An 18,216-nucleotide genomic window follows, 5' to 3' on the forward strand; every position below is an offset into this window, starting at 1 on the left:
CACATCCCGCCATGACCGTTGCCCCCACGATGATCGTCACCATCAACCGCTTCCGGACCTCCGCCGAGGAGGCCGAGCGCCTGGAGGCCTCGTTCCGGGAGCGCTCGCGCCGGGTGGACCAGTACGAGGGGTTCCTCGGACTGGAGGTCATGCGCTCCTTCGAGCCGGAGCCCGAGTTCCTGCTGGTGACGCGCTGGAGGGACCGGGAGTGCCTGAAGGCCTACTTCCAGTCGGAGGACTTCAAGGCGACCAAGGCGGCCAGCGCCCGGCAGGATGCCACCTTCAGCATGTACGAGGTGGTAGCCCAGTGAGCAGCTTGATAAGGCGAGCGCCCTATGGCTGAACGTCTCGCCCTTTTCGCCACCACCGCCCGCGGTACCGAGGACCTCCTGGCCGAGGAGCTGAAGGAGCTCGGAGCGCGCCGCATCCGGCAGGACCGGGGCGGGGTGCGCTTCATGGCCTCGCTCGATGAGGCGCTCAAGGTGTGCCTCTGGTCGCGCATCGCCATGCGCGTGCTCTACCCGCTGGGCGAGTTCGAGGCCCACGGCGCCGAGGGCCTGTACGAGGCGGTGGCCAGCGTTCCGTGGGAGGAGCACCTGACGCCGGACACCACCTTCGCGGTGGAGGCCACGCTCAAGGACAGCGAGCACAGCCACACGGGCTTCGTGGCGCTGAAGGTGAAGGACGCGGTGGTGGACCGGATGCGCGACAAGCTGGGAGCGCGGCCGGACGTGGACCCCAGGAACCCGGACGTGCGCGTGGTCGCCCATCTGGTGCGCGAGCGGCTGTCGCTCTCGTTGGACCTGTGCGGCGAGCCCCTGCACCGCCGCGGCTACCGCGTGCGCCCCACCCCGGCCCCCTTGAAGGAGACGCTGGCGGCGGCCCTGCTGCGCGCGGCGGGCTACACGGGCGAGGAGGCGCTGGTGGACCCGATGTGCGGCTCGGGGACCATCCTCATCGAGGGCGGCCTCATCGCCCGGCGGCGTGCGCCCGGCATTGCCCGGGATTTCGCGGTGGAGAAGTGGCCGCACCTGGGCGCGCGGGCCCGGGAGCTGCTCGAGGATCTGCGCGCGGATGCCCGCCGCAACGAGCGCAAGGTGGCCGTCCCGATTGTCGGCTTCGACAAGGACCCCGAGGCGCTGGAGGCGGCGCGGCGCAACGTGAAGGCGGCGAAGCTGGCCGAGGAGATCCTCCTCGAAGAGGGGGACGCGACGAAGCTGCCTCCCCTGCCCGCCTCGGGCGGCCTGCTGCTCACCAACCCGCCCTATGGAGACCGGCTGGGCTCGGGGGGGCAGAAGGGCATGAAGAGCTTCTACTTCAAGCTGGGCGACAGCCTGCGGGCGCAGTCGGGCTGGCGTGTCTGGGTGCTCTCGGGCAACCCGGCCTTCGAGAGCGCCTTCCATGCGCGCCCGCGGAGCCGGAGGGACCTGTGGAACGGCCCCATCGCCTGCACGCTGCTGGGTTATTCGGCGGTGCCAGTGCGCGGAGTCGAGCTGAAGTCAGAAGCGCCGCTCGGTGTGCCGGAGGAGGCGCTGGATGTTGCTCCGGTGCGTCCAGACGATGAGGGCGAAGAGCAGGGCTGAGAGCCACGCGTACTCGGGAGCGCGGGCGGTGAGGGAGGCGACGGCCACGGCCGTCACCCCACCGGCCAGGGAGCCGACGGAGCTGACGCGCCAGGCGGCCACGAGCCCGGCGTAGACGAGGGCCCCGGCGAGCGCCCCCAGCGGTACAAGCACGACGAGCACCCCCAGCGCGGTGGCCACGCCCTTGCCACCGTGGAGCTTGAGCCAGACGGGGTAGACGTGGCCGAGGAAGGCGGCGAGCCCCACGGCCGCGTGCAGGCGGGGCGCCTCGGGCACCAGCCAGAGGGCCAGGACCACGGCCAGGGCGCCCTTGAGCGCATCCAACAGCAGCACCACGGCTCCGAGCTTCTTGCCGGCCACGCGGGTGACGTTGGTGGCGCCGATGTTGCCGCTGCCGCTCTGGCGGACGTCCACGCCCCGGAACCAGCGGGTGAGCAGCACGCCGAAGGGCACGGAGCCCGCCAGGTAGCCGAGCAGCAGGAGGGCGGCGGCGTGCACGGGAGCGTCCTAGGTGAGCAGGTGGGGGAACTTCGCCTTCACCACCACCCAGGCGTAGTTGAGCAGGACGACGGTGGCGGTGGCGATACGGGCCCAGTGCCACTCGGTGGGAGACAGGTGGAAGCTCGGGGATGGGCATGGCGAAGACGAGGTGCAGCACCATGACCACGACCATGAGGGCGAAGAAGAGGGCGGCCACCGTGCCGAGCGGGTTGGCGTCCCAGGCCCCCGCGAGGTTGAAGTGGGCCACCCGGTCGGCCACGCGCGTCAGTCCACAACCGAGACAAGGCCAGCCGGTCGTCTCTCGCAGGGCACAGCCCCAGAAGGGGACGAGCCGGGCCACGGGGATGTAGCGGGCGATGAGCAATCCGACGAGGCCCACGAGACCGAGCACGTCGGCGGGGCCGAAGGTGCGGTTGGGCTTGGGGAGGGTGACCTTCACGTCCGGTAGTGTAACCGGGATGGCGGGCTCCTTGCCCGGACAAAGGCTTCGGGCTATCCGTGAGGGATGAAGACCTTCCGCTCCGCCCTGCTGACGCTGTTGGCCCTTCCCCTCGTGGCGCTCGCCGAGGCCCCCGCCTCGAAACCAGCCGTTCAAGAGGACTGCCCCCACCCGCCGCCTCCGGCCGAGGCGAAGCCCAACGCGGGCTGGACGCTGACGCGCGGCGAGGCCCTGAAGGGGGCTCCGGCGGTGAAGCTCGCCGAGCTGCTGGCGAAGCCGCAGGTGCACGAGGGCAAGACGGTGCGCGTGGAGGGCCAGGTGCGCAAGGCGTGCGAGAAGAAGGGCTGCTGGATGGAGCTCGCCGAGGGCGCGAAGGGCGCCGGGGTGCGGGTGACGTTCAAGGACTACGGCTTCTTCGTGCCGCTGGACTCGGCGGGCTCGGCGGCGCGGGTGGAGGGCGTGGTGAAGGTGACGGAGCTGAGCGAGTCCATGGCGAAGCACTACGAGGCCGAGGGCGCCATCGTTCCCCGCGGTACGGACGGCAAGCCGCGCGAGGTGCAGCTCGTGGCCACGGGCGTCGAGCTGCGCCGCTGAGCGATGGCGCGCGGCTTCAGCATGAGGGGCGTGATGGGCGCGGCCGATCGGGCCGTGCAATACGCCCGGAACTGGTTGCTGGCGACCGAGCCCGGCTCGCGCGTCCATGACGTGCAGGACGACCCGCGTTTCCAGCACCGGGGGGTGGACCTGCTCTGGGAGCTGCCCTCGGGAGAGGTGCGCGGCATCGAGGTGAAGGGTGACCGGCAGCCACGCCGCCGGCGCTACTTCTTCGAGCTGGTCTCGAACCTGGAGCGGGACACGCCGGGGTGCTTCCTCTACAGCGGCGCGGACCTGATGGTGTACGTCTTCCTGGCGCAGGGAGAGCTGCACGTGCTGCCGCTGAAGGCGGTGCGCGAGTGGTTCCTGCCGAGGGCGAAGTCGTACGAGCTGCGGCACACCTTCACGCAGACGGGGGCCATCCGCTACACGACGGTGGGGGCGGTGGTACCGGTGAAGGACGTGCAGGAGGGGGTGCCGGAGGTGAAGTACATCCCCCTGCCCCGCCGGGGACAGACGGAGGAGGACATCCAGGCAGCAGGGGAGGCACAGGCCGCACAGGCGGCCCAGCAGCCGCCCCCCGAGGAAGACGTCCCCTACTGAGCCCCTCTACCCGCGCGCATGTCCCCGCGCGCATGTCCCCGCGCGCATTTCCCCGCGCGCATTTCCCCTCTCCCCTCGGGAGAGGGACGGGGTGAGGGTGCCGGGACACCAGGGTTGAACCCGTGGCTCCACGGGGGGACCAGGGGGAGGGAACACCGTGACGGGAACCCTCACCCTGACCCTCTCCCGAGGGGAGAGGGGTATTGACTCAGTGCTGGTGCTGGTGACGGCGGTGGCCCGGGTGGGCCTCGTCGTGGGCCTTCTCGATGCGGGCGCGGTCCTTCTCGAGGGCCGCGAGCGCGGTGCGATCGCCGAGCTGCTTGTTGGCGTGCTCCAGGCGGGCGACGAGATCCAGCGCGAGGTGCCAGTCCTGGGTGCGCTCGGCCTCCTCGAGGAGGGGGCGGCCCACGGCGGCGACCTTGTCATTGGCCTTGAGGTGCAGCAGGCCATCCAGGGCGAGCACGCGCGAGATGGGCGTGCGCGCGCTGTCGGTGGCGGCCTTCTGCAGATCCTCGAGGGCCGCATCCCGCTCACCGCGCGAGGCGCGGATGATGGGCTTGGCGATGCCGCGGCGATCCGGCAGGAGAAATTCCTCCAGGTCGGCGAAGGCATCGGCGTGCTCGCCGTGGCCGGCCTTGGCGAGCATCTCGGCCAGGTCGTCGAAGGCGCGGGCGGCGCGCTCGTCGAACACGCGCAGGGCCTCCTGCATGAAGCCGGTGTCGGGCTCGCCCTTGTCGTTGACGGGCACGCGCTTGCGCACCTCGTTCATCCGCTCGAAGGAGGAGGCCACGGGGGCCTGCTGCACGCCCTGGAGGAGCTGGCCGAGGGCGCCCATCAACTGGGCGAGGCTCTCGGAGAAGCTCATAGGGGGCGAGCCGGTCGCCCAGCCAGCGCTTCCACAACTCCCCGGCGGCGGCATACGGGTAGGGGGCGAACTGGCCGGTGCCCTTCCACTTGGGCATCCAGCTCTCGGCGATCCCGGCCGGGTACTGCTTCTCGGCGAGCTGGCGGAAATCCGCCTCGCTCACCGTCACGCCGTAATGCCCGAGCGTCCCGACAATGGCCTCCGTCGAGTAGTCCTTCAGCCCCTTGCGCTGCCACGCCTTGTCCACGCGATCCGTGCTCACTGCAGCAGAAGCCTCCTGGCGCCTGGAAGCGGCGCGTGCGGCCTTCTAGCAGAGAGCGGGCGGCCCGGGGCAAGGTCTGACCGGGCCAGTGTCAGACGTAGGGTGGAGCGACGTTCTCCACCTTGGGCCACTCGGTGGGGCGGCGCCGTCCATCCTCCACCCGGCGGGCGACGAAGGGTTGGCAATCGCGCTCCTGGAAGGCGCGCTTGAAGGCGGCGAAGCTCCCACCGGCCTTCCAGGCGTCCATGGCGGCCAGGCCCGCCTCGGGGCCGCACTGGGCCAGCATGTACTCCACCCAGGCCCACCGGGCCGAGGTGGGCCGCACCTCGGCGCGTCCCCGCAGGCCCTTGCGCAGCCGCTCCAACCGGCCCTCCACCTCGCGGATGCCGGCGAAGGGAGCCCCATCCAGGGGCGTGTTGCGCTTGGCCACGAAGGGCGCCACGCCCAGGGCCACCGGGAGGATCTTCGACAGCTCCGTGGTGAAGCGGGCCAGCTCGTCGACGTCCGCGTCTTCCTCCAGCGGCAGGCCGACGACGTTGTACACCTTGAGCTGCCGCATGCCGGCCGTCTTGGCGAAGTTCGCCGCGCGGATGATCTGCTCCTCCGAGTGCTTGCGGTCCACCAGGTCCCGCATGCGCTGCGAGGCCCCATCCGCGGCCACGGTGAGGTTGGTGGCGCCTCCGCGCCGGAGCTGATCCACCAGTTCCTGAGTGAGCCGGTCCGCGCGCAGCGAGGACACGCCCACCTCGCGGCCCGAGTCCACCAGGGTGCGCAGCAGCTCGACGATGCGGGGGTGATCCGTCACGGCGGCGCCCACCAGTCCCACGCGCTTCGCATGCGCGGGGATGAGCGAGAGCACCCGCTCGGGGGGCACGGTGCGCATGCCGCCGTTGGTGGTGCGCCGCATGACGCAGTAGTGGCATCCGCGCGAGCAGCCGCGCTCGGGCTCGATGAGGAACATCGAGCGCAGCTCCGTGTGCGGGGTGACGATGACGGAGCGCGCCGGCAGCCGGGAGTCCGTCGCCTTGGCGACGTGGTAGCGCTTCCCTCCCCGCCCGGCCACCCGGAAGCCCGGGATGCCCGCGAGGTGCGTCAGCAGGGCATCCTTCTCCATGGACGCCGCCGCCTCGAGCAGGACGTGGATGAGGTCGTCGGCCTCGCCCTGCACGAGCACGTCCACGAAGGGCTCGAGCGGATCCGGATTGGAGAAGGTGAGCGGCCCGCCGGCCACCACCAGGGGGTGGCGCTCGCCGCGCTCCTCCTTGAGGAGGGGGATGCCGGACAGTTCCAGCATGGAGAACAGACCGCTCAGCTCCAGCTCGTAGGCCACGGAGAAGGCCAGCATGTGGAAGCTGGAGACGGGGGCCTGCGTCTCGAAGGTGAAGAGGGGCGTGCGCGTGCGGCGGTACGCCTCCACGTCATCGGGCAGGAAGGCGCGCTCGGCGGTGGCCCCCGGATGGGCGTGGATCTCCCCGTACATGGCCTGGTAGCCGAGCGAGCTCATGCCTACGTGGTAGGGGCTCGGGTAGCAGAGGGCCACCCGGTAGGGGGCCTCCTTGCGGAGCGTCCCCTGCTCATCGGCCAGCAGCGCCGCGACACCTTCCACCAGTGAGTACCGACCCTCCATGCACCTTCCCGGAAAGACTCGAAACGGGGTTCAAACGTCCATAAACACCGCGGCCCCGGGATGCTACTCCCACGTGGGGGAGGAGCAACCGGGGCCGCGATTCACTTCAGCTCAGCCTCGGAGAGGCCGAGTGAGGATTACTTCAGCGCGCCAGCCTTGCCGTTGGGCACGCAGCCAGCCGCGCCACCAGGACCGATGCCCGCCACGCACACCGCGTCGAAGTCCGGGTTGAGTCCGGAACCCTCGCCGCAGCGATCCGCCGAGTTCTCCTCGGTCGGGTTGGCGAAGGCCTCGGGCTTGCACGTCACCTGCGGCCACAGGGCCAGCATCGTGTACTCCGCCTCGCAGCCCGTGCCGTCCGAGTAGGTGAACTCGCCCTGGAGCTGGGTACCCGGGGCCTGGGCCGCCGAGTAGATCTCCACCTTGTTGTACTTGTAGGTGGCCGTCTCCGCGGGCACCAGCACCTCGTCGGTCTCCTGGTGGATGACCTCCGAGGCCGTCACCGTGGCCTCACGGGTGAAGCCCTCGGCCAGGCACAGGCCATTCTCGTCCGGCGCCTTCGCGAGCGAAGCCACACCCGAGGTGGCGGCTTCCTTCGCGGTGATCGACTGGCCATCACTGGTCGACGTGAGCTGCTCCGGGTCGATGCGCTCGACCGTGACCTCTTCCATCACCGGCTCGCCGTCTTCATCCACCTTGGGCGTGCCGTCCTCGTTCTTCTCCTGCACCTCGTAGGTGTAGGCGAACCGGGACGCGGTCCCGTACGGCCGGACGACGAACTGGTTGGTGGGGTTCGTGAGGGGATCCTTCACGAACTTCCACACACCAATCATCTCACCCTTCAGATTGCCGCACGACTTGGACGCGTCAGCGGGGTTCTTCAGGGTGTAGGCCGCCTGCCAGGGGTGGTCCGAATCCTGGACCTGGCACCCGGGGGAGGGCTGCTCGAGGGCACAACCGGAGATGAAACCGGCAGCGCCGAGGACGGCTACCGCAGTTGCAATGCGCTTGCTCATTTCTTGAAATCCCAATCCGGCTGGAGGTCTTAGAACGTGTACTTGAGTCCGAGGCGGATCTGCCGCGGCTGCTGGTACTGGGTCGGCTTCCCGTAGTTCAGGTTGCGATCAACATCGGCCAGCGGCTTGCCGTCCGCCGCCCGGGTGACCTGATCCGCCGTCAGCTCACCATTGGCCTTGCCACCCTCGATCGGGAGCACGGCCACGTTGGTGTAGATCTGATCGACCGCGGTGATGCCCTGGAAGTTGAAGATGTTGAACACGTCCATCGTGAGCGAGATCACGTTCGTCTTGGACAGGCGGTAGTTCACACCCACGTTGCTGTCGATGTTGTTGACCCAGGGGGTGCGGCCCAGGCTGCCGCGGTCCACGATGAACGCCTCGCTCGGGCCATAGATTTCGTGGGCACCGATGGCGCTGATGGGAGTACCGGAGTTGCCGCGGTAGGACAGACCGATGCTCGCGCTCAGATCGTTGGAGAAGCTGAACTCCTTGGCGCCGAAGACCTTGATGGCGTGGGTCCGGTCGTAGGGCAGCAGACCACGGCGGTTCTTCAGCAGGGAGATCAGGTCGAAGTCCGAGAGGATGTTCGGATCGAGCTGGGAGTTCTCCGGACGGAACAGGCCGGGGTAGTTACCCTCGAGGCGGGACCAGGTGTAGCTCGCCTGGGCCAGCCAGCCGTCGCCGAAGGTGCGGTTGAGGAACACCGTGACCGCGTCGTAGTTACGCACCGGCTTCGGGAACTCCTTGGCGAAGCCCTGACCCGGGTTGCCCAGGAAGTACGTGTTGCCGTCGTCGCGGCTCATGTCCTCGATGACCGAGTTCATGTAGCGGTGCGTGTAGTTGGCACCCACCCGGACGTTGGCCAGCACCTCGTACTCGGCGCCGAGCAGCAGCTCGTCCGAGGACTGGGCCTGGATGTTGGGGTCGACCGGCGAGCGGTCCACCTTGCCACCCGCGTGCAGGAAGCTCGGGTTGAGATCGCCCGGCGCGTGGACCTCCTGGAGGTTGGCCTCCTGGTTGCCCTCGCCGAGGCACTGCTGCTGACCCTCGCGCGTGTCGATGGTGGCCGGATCGCAAGCGCCGGCGCCGGGGTTGCGCTGGACGTAGTAGCTGCGCTCACCCGGGAACTGACGGTCCAGGAGGTTGAGCGGAACCTGCTCGTAGTAGCGAGCGAAGTTCGCGAACACCTTCATGCGGCCGTTGGCGAGCGGGTCGACGATCACACCCAGGCGCGGGGAGAGCTGGTTGCCCAGCACGAACGCCAGGCTCTTGTCGGCGCCGTACAGCCACTGGGTGTCGTACCGGACGCCCACGTTGAGCGTCACCCGGTTGGCGATCGTCCAGCTGTCCTGGATGAAGCCACCCACCGTGGTGCTCGTGGTGGAGGAGCTCTGCGAGAACTCGGAGACGGCGGCGTCCGGTCCGTTCTGGTAGCCGTAACGGCGGTAGTCCTGCCAGTAGGCGCCGTTGGTCGCCTCGCGCAGGAACACCCGGTTGGTGTAGGCCTTCTGCAGCTGGTAGCCGAGCAGCTCAACGTCGGCACCCGCCTTGATCACGTGGCTGCCGAGCAGATCCAGCAGGTACGTGCCCTTGGCGTTCATCTGGAGGCGATCCAGGTTGCCCACGGAGATGAGGCCCGGGCCACCATCCCGGTAGTTCGTGGTCGGGCAGGCGACCGTTCCGGAGTTCGCCTCCGAGACGCCCGGGACGTTCTCGTTGCAGTACGCCCGGATGCCCTCGACGTCGCGCTCGTAATCGTAGGACCAGATGGCGCGCCGCTGGCGGTACTGCACGGCCGCCAGACCCGCCAGGCCATCCTGGGAGCCCAGCTCGGAGCCGTCCGACGGCAGCGTGGACACATCCTGGTGGAACCAGCCGACGTTCGCGTCGACCAGGAACTTCTTGTCCGAGAACGAGCCCGCGTACTTCATGGCCACGGACGTGGAGCCAGAGCTCTCCACGATGTTGGCCAGGCTGTTGGGGTTGCCGTTGAGCGTGGCGAACAGACCGCCCGTCTGCGGGTCGATCGACAGGACGCCCGTGGAACCGGACGTGCTCGGCGTGCCCGCGACGGACACGGACACGTTGTGGTCCTGGTTGATGAGGTAGGTCAGCTTGCCCATGTACTGCAGGCTCTGAGCCGACGCCCCGAACGTGCGCTCGGATCCCGGGATCGTGGTGTACCGGTTGAAGCCGTTGGCGTCCTTGAGGACCCGGGCCTTGATCGAGTCGTCCGCGGTGCCCTCCACCTTGTCCGCACCCAGGTCGGTGTAGAGCTCGGTGTCGTAGCGGTTGAGGGTACGCGTGTGGGTGTAGCGGCTGTAGGACGGGGCCACACCGGCGAAGAACCAGAGCTTGTCCTTGATGATCGGACCACCGAGCGTGGCGCCGACATCACCCATGACGTCCAGCGCATTGCGGCCGCTGACCACCGACTGGGCGCTCACCACCTGCTGGCGCCGGCCCTCGAAGAGACCCGGGGTGACGGTGCCATAGACGGAGCCGTGGAACTCGTTGGAACCCGACTTCGTCACCGCGTTGAGCACGCCGCCCGTGGAGCGGCCGTACTCCGGCATGTAACCACCGGTGATGATGTTGACGTCACCCACGAACTCCACGCTCAGCGGGCTGGCGTTGATGCCGAAGGCCGGATCGTTCGTGGACAGACCGTCCACCACGTACCCGTTCTCCGGAGACGTGGTGCCGTTGATGGACACGCCGTACGCGTCGCTCTGCGCGCCCGGGGCCAGCTCGGCCAGGGACTCGAAGGAGCGGGTCGCACCGGCCTTGCCGCCGGGGCGGTTCACCGAAATGCGCTTGATGAAGTCCTGATCGACGTTCATGCCGACGCTGGTCGAGCCCACGTCGATCGTCGGCGGCGCGGCCGTGATCTCGATGGTCTCGCCGAGGCTGTCGGGCAGCAGCTCCACGTTCACGCGGATGGTGCGATCCAGGCGCAGCTGGATCTCCGAGCGCGAGAACGGCCGGAACGACTCCTTGTCGAACCGCAGGGTGTACACACCCGGCGGGAGCTGGGGAATACGATACTGGCCCTGAGCGTCCGTCACCACGACCTGCTCGCCCTGAAGGTTGGGCGAGGTCGCCGTGACGACCACGTCAGCGACAGGCTTCTTGTTATCCGCACCGACAACCGTACCAATGATCACGCTGTCGGCGTAAGCTGCGGTCCCGTACGACAGGCTCGCGACCACAACCACTCCGGTTGCCCGGAGCATCCGTCTTACTTGCATGCTGAGAACCCCTCCAAGGTGGGCTTGCACTGCAACTAAAATGGTACGGGAAAATACCTGGGGTCCACCAGTTGTCAATATGCCGTTGCTTTTTGGTGACTTGTGGGGCATTGGCCGATCACGCAGGTGGCCTTCCAGGGTGGGGTCACTTGCACCCGTCCCCGGTTTTTGTAATGTAGCTCGCCTTTTGCGATCCGGACGGGACGTGGTGGGTGTCCACCGGAGTTCAGGAGCGTAGCGCATGTTCGACTCTGTCCTTGACCGCGGACAAGGCCCCAAGACGCGTTTCGGCGTGGGGACCGTCATCTCGGTCGTCCTGCACGTCGGTCTCTTCGTGTTCGCCGTGTGGATTTCGGCGAACCCCCCGAAGGAGAAGGAGAAGGAGGTCGAGGTGACCTTCAAGCAGGCGATGGCTCCGCCGATGACGGCCGCGCCTCCGCCTCCTCCGCCTCCTCCGCCTCCGGCGAAGAAGAGCAACCCCACCAAGAAGCCGGTGGTGAAGAAGCCGGACGTCATCGTCCAGCCCAAGGAGATCCCCCAGGAGAAGCCGGCGGAGGTGGAGCCTGATCCGAACGCCGGCGAGGAGGAAGAGGCCAGCGAGGAGGAGGTGGAGGGTGGTGTCGAGGGAGGCGTGCCCGGCGGTGTGATCGGCGGCGTGGTGGGTGGCGTGGTCGGCGGTGTGCTCGGCGGCCAGGTAGGTGGCACCGGCACGGACGTGCTTCCGTTCGGCGCGGGAATGACCCGCCCGGAGAAGCTGTCGGGTCCGCAGCCTCAGTACACCCGCGAGGCCCTCGAGGCGCGCGTTCAGGGCCTGATGATCGTCAAGTGCGTCATCACGACCGAGGGAGCGATCGAGCGCTGCCGCATCATCAAGCCGCTGGCCCATATGGAGCAGGCCGTGTTGAACTCGTTGTATGCTCAGCGGTACAAGCCGGTGACGTTCCAGGGTCGGCCCGTCCAGGTCGACTACACCTTCAACATCCGTCTGAGCCTGCCCCACTAGTCAGGGCACCGCCGTTTGTCGTAATCGCCGTACCCCAACCGCGCTCGAGGAGGAGCGCTTCCCCCAACCATGCAATTCACGCTTGCCGAAATCTGGGCGCACACGGGTCTGTTCGCCCGTAGTGTTATCTTCACTCTGGCGATCATGTCCGTCGCGTCGTTGGTGGTCATGGCGGAGCGCATGATCGTCTTCCGCAAGACCCGCAAGGACTCGCGCAACTTCGCGGCCAAGATGGGGGCCATCCTGGCCAAGGGCGATCTGCAGCAGGCCGCCAACACCAACATGGGCAAGGAGGTCGGCCACCTGGGCCGCGTGATCGGCTCCGGCCTGACCGCGTACCGGATCAGCCCTTCCGACAAGGAAGTGGCGGTCGAGTCGGTGGCGCGCGCCCTGGAGCGCCAGGCGCAGCGTGAGGTGCAGAGCCTCAAGCGCGGCCTGGGCATCCTGGCCACGGTGGGCTCCACGGCCCCGTTCGTGGGTCTGCTGGGCACCACGATGGGTATCGTGAACGCCTTCCAGCTCATGGCGGCCGCGGGCTCCGGTGGTCTGGGGACCATCTCCGCCGGTATCGCCGAGGCGCTCATCACCACGGCCTTCGGTCTGTTGGTGGCCATCCCCGCGGTGATGGCCTACAACTTCCTGCAGGGCTGGGTGGACGCCCGCTCGGTGGACATCTCCGAGTCCTCCAACGAGTTCCTGGACGTGGTCGCGCGCAACCTGGGTGGTTCGCACGCCCCTCAGGCCTAGTCCCCCCGAGAGCCAAAGGCCCGCCTCCGCGTGTAACGGGTCTCCGCGAACCGGAGACCTCACGTGGGGCGGGCGCTCTCCTCTCCAGGAACAGGTGCACGCATGGGAATGTCCGCAGGCGGCTCCCAAGGGGGGCCCAAGAGCGATATCAACGTCACGCCGCTGGTAGACGTGGTGCTGGTACTCCTCATCATCTTCATGGTCGTCACGCCCATGCTCCAGCGTGGCAAGTCCGTCACCCTTCCCAAGGCGGCCAAGGTGGAGGCCGAAAAGGAAGGGACGACCGACCCGGATCCGATCATCCTCTCCATCACCACGGACAAGAAGATGTTCGTGGAGCAGGACGAGTATGACGCGGCCGGGCTGGAGGCGAAGCTGAAGGACACGCTCTCCTTCCTGCCCAACAAGAAGATCCTCCTCAAGGGTGACAGCGCCCTCACCGTGGGCGATGTGCGCCAGGTGATGGAGGTCACCCGCAAGGCGAAGGCCAAGAAGATCTTCCTTGGCGTCGAGGAGTTGAAGAACTAGCCATGAGCACCAAGCGCAAGTGGGTCAAGGCCTCGACGCCGCCCAACTCCGACATCAACGTCACGCCGCTGGTGGACGTGGTGCTCGTTCTGCTCATCATCTTCATGGTCGTCACGCCGCTCCTCGAGAAGGACATCGAGGTGCGCATTCCGGAGACGGAAGACGTGCCGGTGGAGCAGATGCCGCAGGACAACAGCCAGCTCATCGTCAAGCTGGACGTCGACGGCACCTACTCCATCAACACCGAGCCGGTGCAGAAGGACGAGTACGTCAACAAGCTCAAGCGCATGCTGGCCGCCAAGAAGAAGGAGGACCGCATCGTCTTCTTCGTGGCGGACGACAAGGCGAACTACGGTCTGCTCGTGGGTGCCTTCGACGGCGCCAAGCAGGCTGGAGCCTTCGTGCTGGGCATGGCCACCGAGGACATCCCTGCCGCCCCCGCGGGCGTCCCGGGTGATCCGGTGGATCCGGGCGCTGCCCCGGCCCCGGCCCCGTAGTCCTAGTGCGATTCACAACCAGGGAGCTCGTCGGCTAGAGTGGACACCCCTCTATGGCCGACGAGCTCCTGGTATTTGAGCAGACCCTCGAGGCGGTCTTCGTGCGCGGCCTGCACGGGCGCCTCACGCCGGCCTGCAAGGCGCGCCTGCGCCAGGCGGGCCTGGACCTGGATCAGAAACTCCGCCCCTCCTACGCCTTCGACGCGTGGATGACGTTCCTGCGCATCACGGCCCAGGAGCTCTACCCCGACGAGCCGCTGGAGCAGGGCGCCTTCAAGATGGGCGAGGCCTGCATCCACGGCTTCCGCGAGACGATGCTGGGGCGCGCCGTGCTGTCGCTGCTGCGCGTGCTGGGGCCCCGGAGGTCCCTGATGCGGGCCACGCAGAACTTCCGGGCGGGCAACAACTACACCGAGTCACGTCTCAAGGAGCTGGGCCCGCGCCAGTTCGAGCTGTGGATGAACGAAGTGGGCCCGCTGCCCACGTTCACCGCCGGCATCATCCACGCGGGCCTGCGGACGGCCGGCGCGGAGGACATCCGCATCGATCTGTCCGGCCATGACGGCCACGCCTGCACCTACTGCATCAGTTGGAGCGAGGCCTCCGACTCCTCGGGCGTGGCCGGCAAGGGCGACTCCAAGGCCGCCACCAGGTCCGGCTCCATCCACTCCCTGTAGATGAACTCCGCGATCAGCCCCGTCACCCTCCAGATGGGCAGGACGTAGCGCGACGTCACCTCCCAGGCGGGGAGCGTGGAGTCCTCCGCCGTGAGACGAGCCATCCAGGTCCGGGGACCCGGAGGCGCGCGGTGCCCCTCGGAGAAAGGCCGGTACGCGCATTGCTCCTGCGTGGCGAGGACCATTCGGAGGGCGGGACATGCTGGCGCGGGTGCGGTCGGGCGCGTTGATGGGAATCGACGCGGTGGTGGTGGAGTGCGAGGTGGATATGGCCCTCGGGTTGCCCTATTTCAACGTCGTCGGGCTGCCGGAGGGAGCGGTGCGTGAGTCCAAGGTGCGCGTCATCTCCGCACTGAAGAACTGCGGCTTCGAGCTGCCCTCGAAGCGGATCACCGTGAACCTGGCTCCAGCGGACATCCGCAAGGAAGGGGCGGCCTTCGAGCTGCCCATCGCGCTGGGGGTGCTGGCGGCCGCGAAGCTGATGGAGGAGGAGCCCCTGTCGCGCTACCTCTTCGGCGGGGAGCTGTCGCTGGACGGAGGGGTGAAGCCCATCAAGGGCGTGCTGCCGCTCGCGGTGGCGGCGCGGGATGGGGGCTACCAGGGGGTGATGGTGCCAGCGGCCAACGCGGCCGAGGCGGCCCTGGTCGCGGGCATCCACGTGCTGGCCGTCCACCACCTGCGTGAAGCCGTGGACCACCTCACCGGGGAGCGGCCCCTGGCCCCCTTCACGCGCGAGGATTGCTCCCCTCCCCCCTCTCGCGGGCGCCAGACCGCTCTGGACATGTCCGACGTCCGGGGACAGGCGGACGTCAAGACGGCGCTGGAGCTGGCCGCCGCCGGGGGCCACAACATCCTGATGTGCGGTCCACCGGGCTCGGGCAAGACGATGCTGGCCCGGCGGCTGCCCGGCATCCTTCCGGCGATGACGTTCGACGAGGCGCTGGAGGTGACGAAAATCTACTCCGTGCTCGGACTGCTGGGAGACGAGCAGACGATGATGCGCGAGCGGCCCTTCCGCGCTCCCCACCACACCATCTCCGACGCGGGGCTGGTGGGCGGCGGCCCGGCCACGAGGCCCGGGGAGTTGTCCCTGGCACACCACGGGGTGCTCTTCCTCGATGAGCTGCCCGAGTTCCGCAAGAACGTGCTGGAGGTGCTCCGGCAACCGCTGGAGGAGGGCACCATCCATCTGGCCCGGGCCGTCCAGCACGTGACCTACCCCTGCCGGGTGATGCTCGTGGCGGCGATGAACCCGTGCCCGTGCGGCTTCTTCAACGTTCCCGGACGCAGATGCTCGTGCCAGGAGTTCCGCGTCCATGACTACCACTCGCGGGTGAGCGGACCGCTGATGGACCGCATCGACATCACCCTGCAGACGCGCCCCGTGGAGTACCACCACATCGCCCGGAATGATGGGGAAGAGCCGACGAGCGCGTACTACCGCGAGCGCGTGGAGGCCGCTCGCGCGCGGCAGCGGTTCCGCTTCCGCGACGAGCCCGGGGTGTACTGCAACGCGCAGATGCCCACGCGGCTGCTGCACCGCTACTGCAAGCTGTCCCAGAAGGCCGGGAGGAAGCTGGAGAAGGCCATGGAGCAGTACGGCCTGTCCGCGCGCGCCCATGACCGCATCCTCAAGCTGGCGCTGACCCGGGCGGACCTGGAAGGTCACGAGCGCATCGAGGACGCCGACGTGCACCTGGCCATCGACTGCCGGCAGATCGACCGGCGCACCTGGCTGCACACCAACACCCTGGGAGGCCCGCCGCCCTGGCAGGAGGGCGTCAACCCACCGCCGCGTCCCGGGCGGGCGCCTCAGTCCCCGGACGACTCTTGAGCGGGCCCTCCCCTGCCCTCTCCGGCCGTACCAGCACGGGCAAAGGGCCGGTGATGAGGCGGGCCGAGCGCTTGAAGGCGATGAACGAGTACGCCCAGTTGATGAGCACGGCCAGCTTGCTGCGGAAGCCGATGAGGAAGAGGACGTGGATGCCCAGCCACGCCAGCCATGCACTGAAGCCCGAGGACTCGAAGCGCTGGAAGGCCACCCCCACCGCCTTGCCGCGCCCGATGACCGCGTAGGTGCCTCGATCCCAGTAACGGAAGGCCTCCATCGGCTTGCCCTGGAGCTGCTGGCGGATGTTGCGCGCGGCATGCTTGCCCTGCTGCATGGCCGCGGGCGCCACCCCCGCAATGGGCTGGCCGTCCTGGACGAAGTGCGCCAGGTCGCCGATGACGAAGACGTCCTGCCGGCCGGGAAGCGTGAGCTCGGGCGCCACCTTCACGCGCCCCGCCCGGTCCAGCTCCACCCCCAACGAGCGCGCCACCGGCGACGCCGCCACTCCCGCGGCCCAGATGATGCTCCTCGCCCGGAGGTGCTCCTCGCCGATGAAAACGCCCGTCTCGTCGATGTGGGTCACCCGCGTGTCCGTGCGGACCTCCACCCCCAGCTTCTCCAACGAGCGGCGGGCCTTCTCCGAGAGGTGCTCCGGGTAGACGGGCAGCACGCGCGGCAACCCCTCCAACAGGAGGATGCGCGCCTGTGAGGGGTCGATGTTGTGGAAGTCCCGCGCCAACGAGTGGCGGGAGATCTCCGCGAGCGCCCCGGCCATCTCCACCCCCGTGGGCCCCGCCCCGATGATGACGAAGGTGAGCAGCTCGCGGCGGCGGACCGGATCCGGCTCGCGCTCGGCCATTTCGAAGGCCAGCAACACCCGGCGGCGGATCTCCAGCGCGTCGTCGATCGTCTTCAGACCCAGGGCGTGCTTCGCCCACTCGTCGTGACCGAAGTACGAGTGCGTCGCCCCCGTGGCGATGACGAGGTAGTCGTAGGACAGCTCCCCGTCCGCCAGCAGCACGCGCTTGCCCGCCACGTCCACGCCCGTCACCTCGGCGAGCAGCACCGTCACGTCCCTGCCCAACAGGCCCCGGATGGGCGAGGCGATCTCTCCCGGGCTGAGGGTGGCCGTGGCCACCTGGTACAGCAGGGGCTGGAAGAGATGGTGGTTCTGCCGGTCCACCACGGTGATGCGCACCGGGGCGTTGCGCAGCGAACGCGCCGCGTACAGACCGCCAAAACCACCACCCAGGATGACGACATGGGGAAGCGTGTCGCGTGGGCCTGTCATGTTCAGGATGTTCCTCCCGGCCCGGGGAACTTCAATGCAATCGACGTCCCCGCGTCTACCCCGTACCCGCTCGCGGTTGGGCGAGCTAGAAGGCCGGGTGATGATGCTCCTGTCACCCCTCATCGCACTCTTCCAGGCCGTCTTCCTGGTTCTGTGGCTGGTGTTCTGGATTACCGTGTCCGGGCTGGCGGCCATCCTCACCCTCAACGGAGAGGTGCCGCTGATGATGGCGCGGCGCTTCTGGGCCCCCATGCACTGGCGCATCACCGGCTCGCCCCTGCTAGTGGAGCCCCTGCCGGATGTCGACTGGAGCAAGCCCCACATCTTCCTGATGAATCACCAGTCCGCCTTCGACATCCCCGTGGCGTTCGCGGTGATTCCCGTGAACATCCGCTTCATCGCCAAGCACGTGCTCAAGTGGATTCCCTTCCTCGGCTGGTACATGGCGGGTACGGGGATGATCTTCCTCAACCGCTCCAGCCCGCGCGAGGCCATCCGCAGCCTCAAGCTGGCGGGCGAGCGCATCCGCGCCGGCTCCAACCTCCTCGTCTTCCCCGAGGGGACCCGCTCGATGGACGGGCGCATCCTCCCCTTCAAGAAGGGCTCCTTCGCGCTGGCCGTGGAGGCCGGCGTGCCCATCATCCCCATGGCCATCGAGGGCACGCGCGAGATGCTCCCCCGGGGCAGCATCCGGCTGCGGCGCCATCCCCTCCGGGTGAAGGTGGGCCCGCCCATCTCCACCGCCGGACGCAAGGGGGCCCAGCGCGACGCCCTCCTGAACGAGGTGCGCGACGCCATCCTCCAGCTCCACCGGGACATCGGCGGCCAGGGCGGCGTGCCCCAGGACGCGCTCACCGCCGGAAACGACAAGGAGCTCGAGACTCCCGCCTGAGCTCCG

17 protein-coding genes and 1 pseudogene are annotated in these 18,216 nt (G+C 68.4%); 11 read left to right on the plus strand and 7 right to left on the minus strand.

All coding sequences use genetic code 11. The features are described from left to right. The first annotated feature begins 11 nt into the window (after positions 1-11). Both ACN28I_RS18800 and ACN28I_RS18805 read left to right on the plus strand, forming a co-directional pair. Positions 12-311 carry an antibiotic biosynthesis monooxygenase family protein gene (locus tag ACN28I_RS18800; protein ID WP_420943355.1) on the plus strand — a complete coding sequence of 100 codons (300 nt, stop codon included), beginning with the start codon at positions 12-14 and terminating at the stop codon, positions 309-311. A 24-nt stretch (positions 312-335) separates the two neighbouring features. Further along, positions 336-1,583 carry a THUMP domain-containing class I SAM-dependent RNA methyltransferase gene (locus tag ACN28I_RS18805; protein WP_420943356.1) on the plus strand — a complete coding sequence of 416 codons (1,248 nt, stop codon included), beginning with the start codon at positions 336-338 and terminating at the stop codon, positions 1,581-1,583. On the opposite strand, the gene plsY is transcribed toward ACN28I_RS18805, so the two are convergent. Together plsY and ACN28I_RS18815 are read right to left on the minus strand one after the other, a co-directional pair. Then, complete coding sequence (gene plsY, locus ACN28I_RS18810) at positions 1,500-2,081, minus strand: glycerol-3-phosphate 1-O-acyltransferase PlsY (protein WP_420943357.1); 582 nt, start codon at positions 2,079-2,081, stop codon at positions 1,500-1,502. The genes ACN28I_RS18805 and plsY overlap by 84 nt on opposite strands. Positions 2,082-2,313: 232 nt before the next feature. Next, positions 2,314-2,694: pseudogene (locus ACN28I_RS18815) on the minus strand (DUF2752 domain-containing protein); the annotation flags it as partial. Between ACN28I_RS18815 and ACN28I_RS18820 the strand changes: the two are divergent. Together ACN28I_RS18820 and ACN28I_RS18825 are read left to right on the plus strand one after the other, a co-directional pair. After that, the gene (locus ACN28I_RS18820) at positions 2,590-3,117 is read left to right on the plus strand and encodes a DUF4920 domain-containing protein (protein ID WP_420943358.1); all 528 of its coding nucleotides are present in this window, start codon (positions 2,590-2,592) and stop codon (positions 3,115-3,117) included. The pseudogene ACN28I_RS18815 and the gene ACN28I_RS18820 overlap by 105 nt on opposite strands. Before the next feature lie 3 nt (positions 3,118-3,120). Beyond that, positions 3,121-3,720, plus strand: coding sequence for a hypothetical protein (locus ACN28I_RS18825; protein WP_420943359.1), 600 nt, complete (start codon positions 3,121-3,123; stop codon positions 3,718-3,720). Between the two features lie 208 nt (positions 3,721-3,928). Here ACN28I_RS18825 and ACN28I_RS18830 read toward each other — a convergent pair whose 3' ends face one another. The 4 genes from ACN28I_RS18830 to ACN28I_RS18845 form a co-directional block, all read right to left on the minus strand. Then, on the minus strand, positions 3,929-4,585 hold the full coding sequence (locus tag ACN28I_RS18830) for a hypothetical protein (RefSeq protein WP_420943360.1): 657 nt from the start codon (positions 4,583-4,585) through the stop codon (positions 3,929-3,931). Between the two features lie 353 nt (positions 4,586-4,938). Then, complete coding sequence (locus ACN28I_RS18835) at positions 4,939-6,474, minus strand: radical SAM protein (protein WP_420943361.1); 1,536 nt, start codon at positions 6,472-6,474, stop codon at positions 4,939-4,941. Between the two features lie 137 nt (positions 6,475-6,611). Then, the gene (locus ACN28I_RS18840; RefSeq protein WP_420943362.1) at positions 6,612-7,490 is read right to left on the minus strand and encodes a hypothetical protein; all 879 of its coding nucleotides are present in this window, start codon (positions 7,488-7,490) and stop codon (positions 6,612-6,614) included. 29 nt (positions 7,491-7,519) lie between these two features. Next, positions 7,520-10,744 (minus strand): TonB-dependent receptor domain-containing protein, encoded by a 3,225-nt coding sequence (locus ACN28I_RS18845; protein ID WP_420943363.1) that lies wholly within the window; start codon positions 10,742-10,744, stop codon positions 7,520-7,522. 241 nt (positions 10,745-10,985) lie between these two features. Here ACN28I_RS18845 and ACN28I_RS18850 point away from each other — a divergent pair, with 241 nt between their 5' ends. The 6 genes from ACN28I_RS18850 (at position 10,986) to ACN28I_RS18875 (ending at position 16,030) form a co-directional block, all read left to right on the plus strand. Next, positions 10,986-11,747 carry an energy transducer TonB gene (locus tag ACN28I_RS18850; RefSeq protein WP_420943364.1) on the plus strand — a complete coding sequence of 254 codons (762 nt, stop codon included), beginning with the start codon at positions 10,986-10,988 and terminating at the stop codon, positions 11,745-11,747. Between the two features lie 69 nt (positions 11,748-11,816). Beyond that, positions 11,817-12,494: a MotA/TolQ/ExbB proton channel family protein gene (locus ACN28I_RS18855; protein ID WP_420943365.1), complete on the plus strand. Its 678-nt coding sequence runs from the start codon at positions 11,817-11,819 to the stop codon at positions 12,492-12,494. Between the two features lie 102 nt (positions 12,495-12,596). Next, a complete protein-coding gene (locus ACN28I_RS18860) occupies positions 12,597-13,022 on the plus strand; it encodes an ExbD/TolR family protein (protein WP_420943366.1) in 426 nt (141 codons plus the stop codon). 2 nt (positions 13,023-13,024) lie between these two features. Next, the gene (locus ACN28I_RS18865) at positions 13,025-13,519 is read left to right on the plus strand and encodes an ExbD/TolR family protein (protein WP_420943367.1); all 495 of its coding nucleotides are present in this window, start codon (positions 13,025-13,027) and stop codon (positions 13,517-13,519) included. 53 nt (positions 13,520-13,572) lie between these two features. Then, positions 13,573-14,196 carry a DUF2378 family protein gene (locus tag ACN28I_RS18870; protein WP_420943368.1) on the plus strand — a complete coding sequence of 208 codons (624 nt, stop codon included), beginning with the start codon at positions 13,573-13,575 and terminating at the stop codon, positions 14,194-14,196. Positions 14,197-14,395: 199 nt separating this feature from the next. Further along, on the plus strand, positions 14,396-16,030 hold the full coding sequence (locus tag ACN28I_RS18875) for a YifB family Mg chelatase-like AAA ATPase (protein WP_420943369.1): 1,635 nt from the start codon (positions 14,396-14,398) through the stop codon (positions 16,028-16,030). Here the strand turns inward: ACN28I_RS18875 and ACN28I_RS18880 are convergent. Beyond that, complete coding sequence (locus ACN28I_RS18880; protein WP_420943370.1) at positions 15,978-17,318, minus strand: NAD(P)/FAD-dependent oxidoreductase; 1,341 nt, start codon at positions 17,316-17,318, stop codon at positions 15,978-15,980. The genes ACN28I_RS18875 and ACN28I_RS18880 overlap by 53 nt on opposite strands. A gap of 100 nt (positions 17,319-17,418) precedes the next feature. On the opposite strand from ACN28I_RS18880, the gene ACN28I_RS18885 reads away from it, so the two are divergent. After that, positions 17,419-18,210 carry a lysophospholipid acyltransferase family protein gene (locus ACN28I_RS18885; protein WP_420943371.1) on the plus strand — a complete coding sequence of 264 codons (792 nt, stop codon included), beginning with the start codon at positions 17,419-17,421 and terminating at the stop codon, positions 18,208-18,210. The last annotated feature ends 6 nt before the right edge of the window (positions 18,211-18,216 follow it).

It is taken from the genome of Archangium gephyra (assembly GCF_049060025.1).
Lineage (GTDB): Bacteria > Myxococcota > Myxococcia > Myxococcales > Myxococcaceae > Archangium > Archangium gephyra_A.

Coding starts and splice junctions, on each gene's coding strand:
- ACN28I_RS18800 (WP_420943355.1), top strand. CDS start 12: ATGACCGTTGCCCCCACGATGATCGTCACCATCAACCGCTTCCGGACC.
- ACN28I_RS18805 (WP_420943356.1), top strand. CDS start 336: ATGGCTGAACGTCTCGCCCTTTTCGCCACCACCGCCCGCGGTACCGAG.
- ACN28I_RS18820 (WP_420943358.1), top strand. CDS start 2,590: ATGAAGACCTTCCGCTCCGCCCTGCTGACGCTGTTGGCCCTTCCCCTC.
- ACN28I_RS18825 (WP_420943359.1), top strand. CDS start 3,121: ATGGCGCGCGGCTTCAGCATGAGGGGCGTGATGGGCGCGGCCGATCGG.
- ACN28I_RS18830 (WP_420943360.1), bottom strand. CDS start 4,585: ATGAGCTTCTCCGAGAGCCTCGCCCAGTTGATGGGCGCCCTCGGCCAG.
- ACN28I_RS18835 (WP_420943361.1), bottom strand. CDS start 6,474: ATGGAGGGTCGGTACTCACTGGTGGAAGGTGTCGCGGCGCTGCTGGCC.
- ACN28I_RS18840 (WP_420943362.1), bottom strand. CDS start 7,490: ATGAGCAAGCGCATTGCAACTGCGGTAGCCGTCCTCGGCGCTGCCGGT.
- ACN28I_RS18845 (WP_420943363.1), bottom strand. CDS start 10,744: ATGCAAGTAAGACGGATGCTCCGGGCAACCGGAGTGGTTGTGGTCGCG.
- ACN28I_RS18850 (WP_420943364.1), top strand. CDS start 10,986: ATGTTCGACTCTGTCCTTGACCGCGGACAAGGCCCCAAGACGCGTTTC.
- ACN28I_RS18855 (WP_420943365.1), top strand. CDS start 11,817: ATGCAATTCACGCTTGCCGAAATCTGGGCGCACACGGGTCTGTTCGCC.
- ACN28I_RS18860 (WP_420943366.1), top strand. CDS start 12,597: ATGGGAATGTCCGCAGGCGGCTCCCAAGGGGGGCCCAAGAGCGATATC.
- ACN28I_RS18865 (WP_420943367.1), top strand. CDS start 13,025: ATGAGCACCAAGCGCAAGTGGGTCAAGGCCTCGACGCCGCCCAACTCC.
- ACN28I_RS18870 (WP_420943368.1), top strand. CDS start 13,573: ATGGCCGACGAGCTCCTGGTATTTGAGCAGACCCTCGAGGCGGTCTTC.
- ACN28I_RS18875 (WP_420943369.1), top strand. CDS start 14,396: ATGCTGGCGCGGGTGCGGTCGGGCGCGTTGATGGGAATCGACGCGGTG.
- ACN28I_RS18880 (WP_420943370.1), bottom strand. CDS start 17,318: ATGACAGGCCCACGCGACACGCTTCCCCATGTCGTCATCCTGGGTGGT.
- ACN28I_RS18885 (WP_420943371.1), top strand. CDS start 17,419: ATGATGCTCCTGTCACCCCTCATCGCACTCTTCCAGGCCGTCTTCCTG.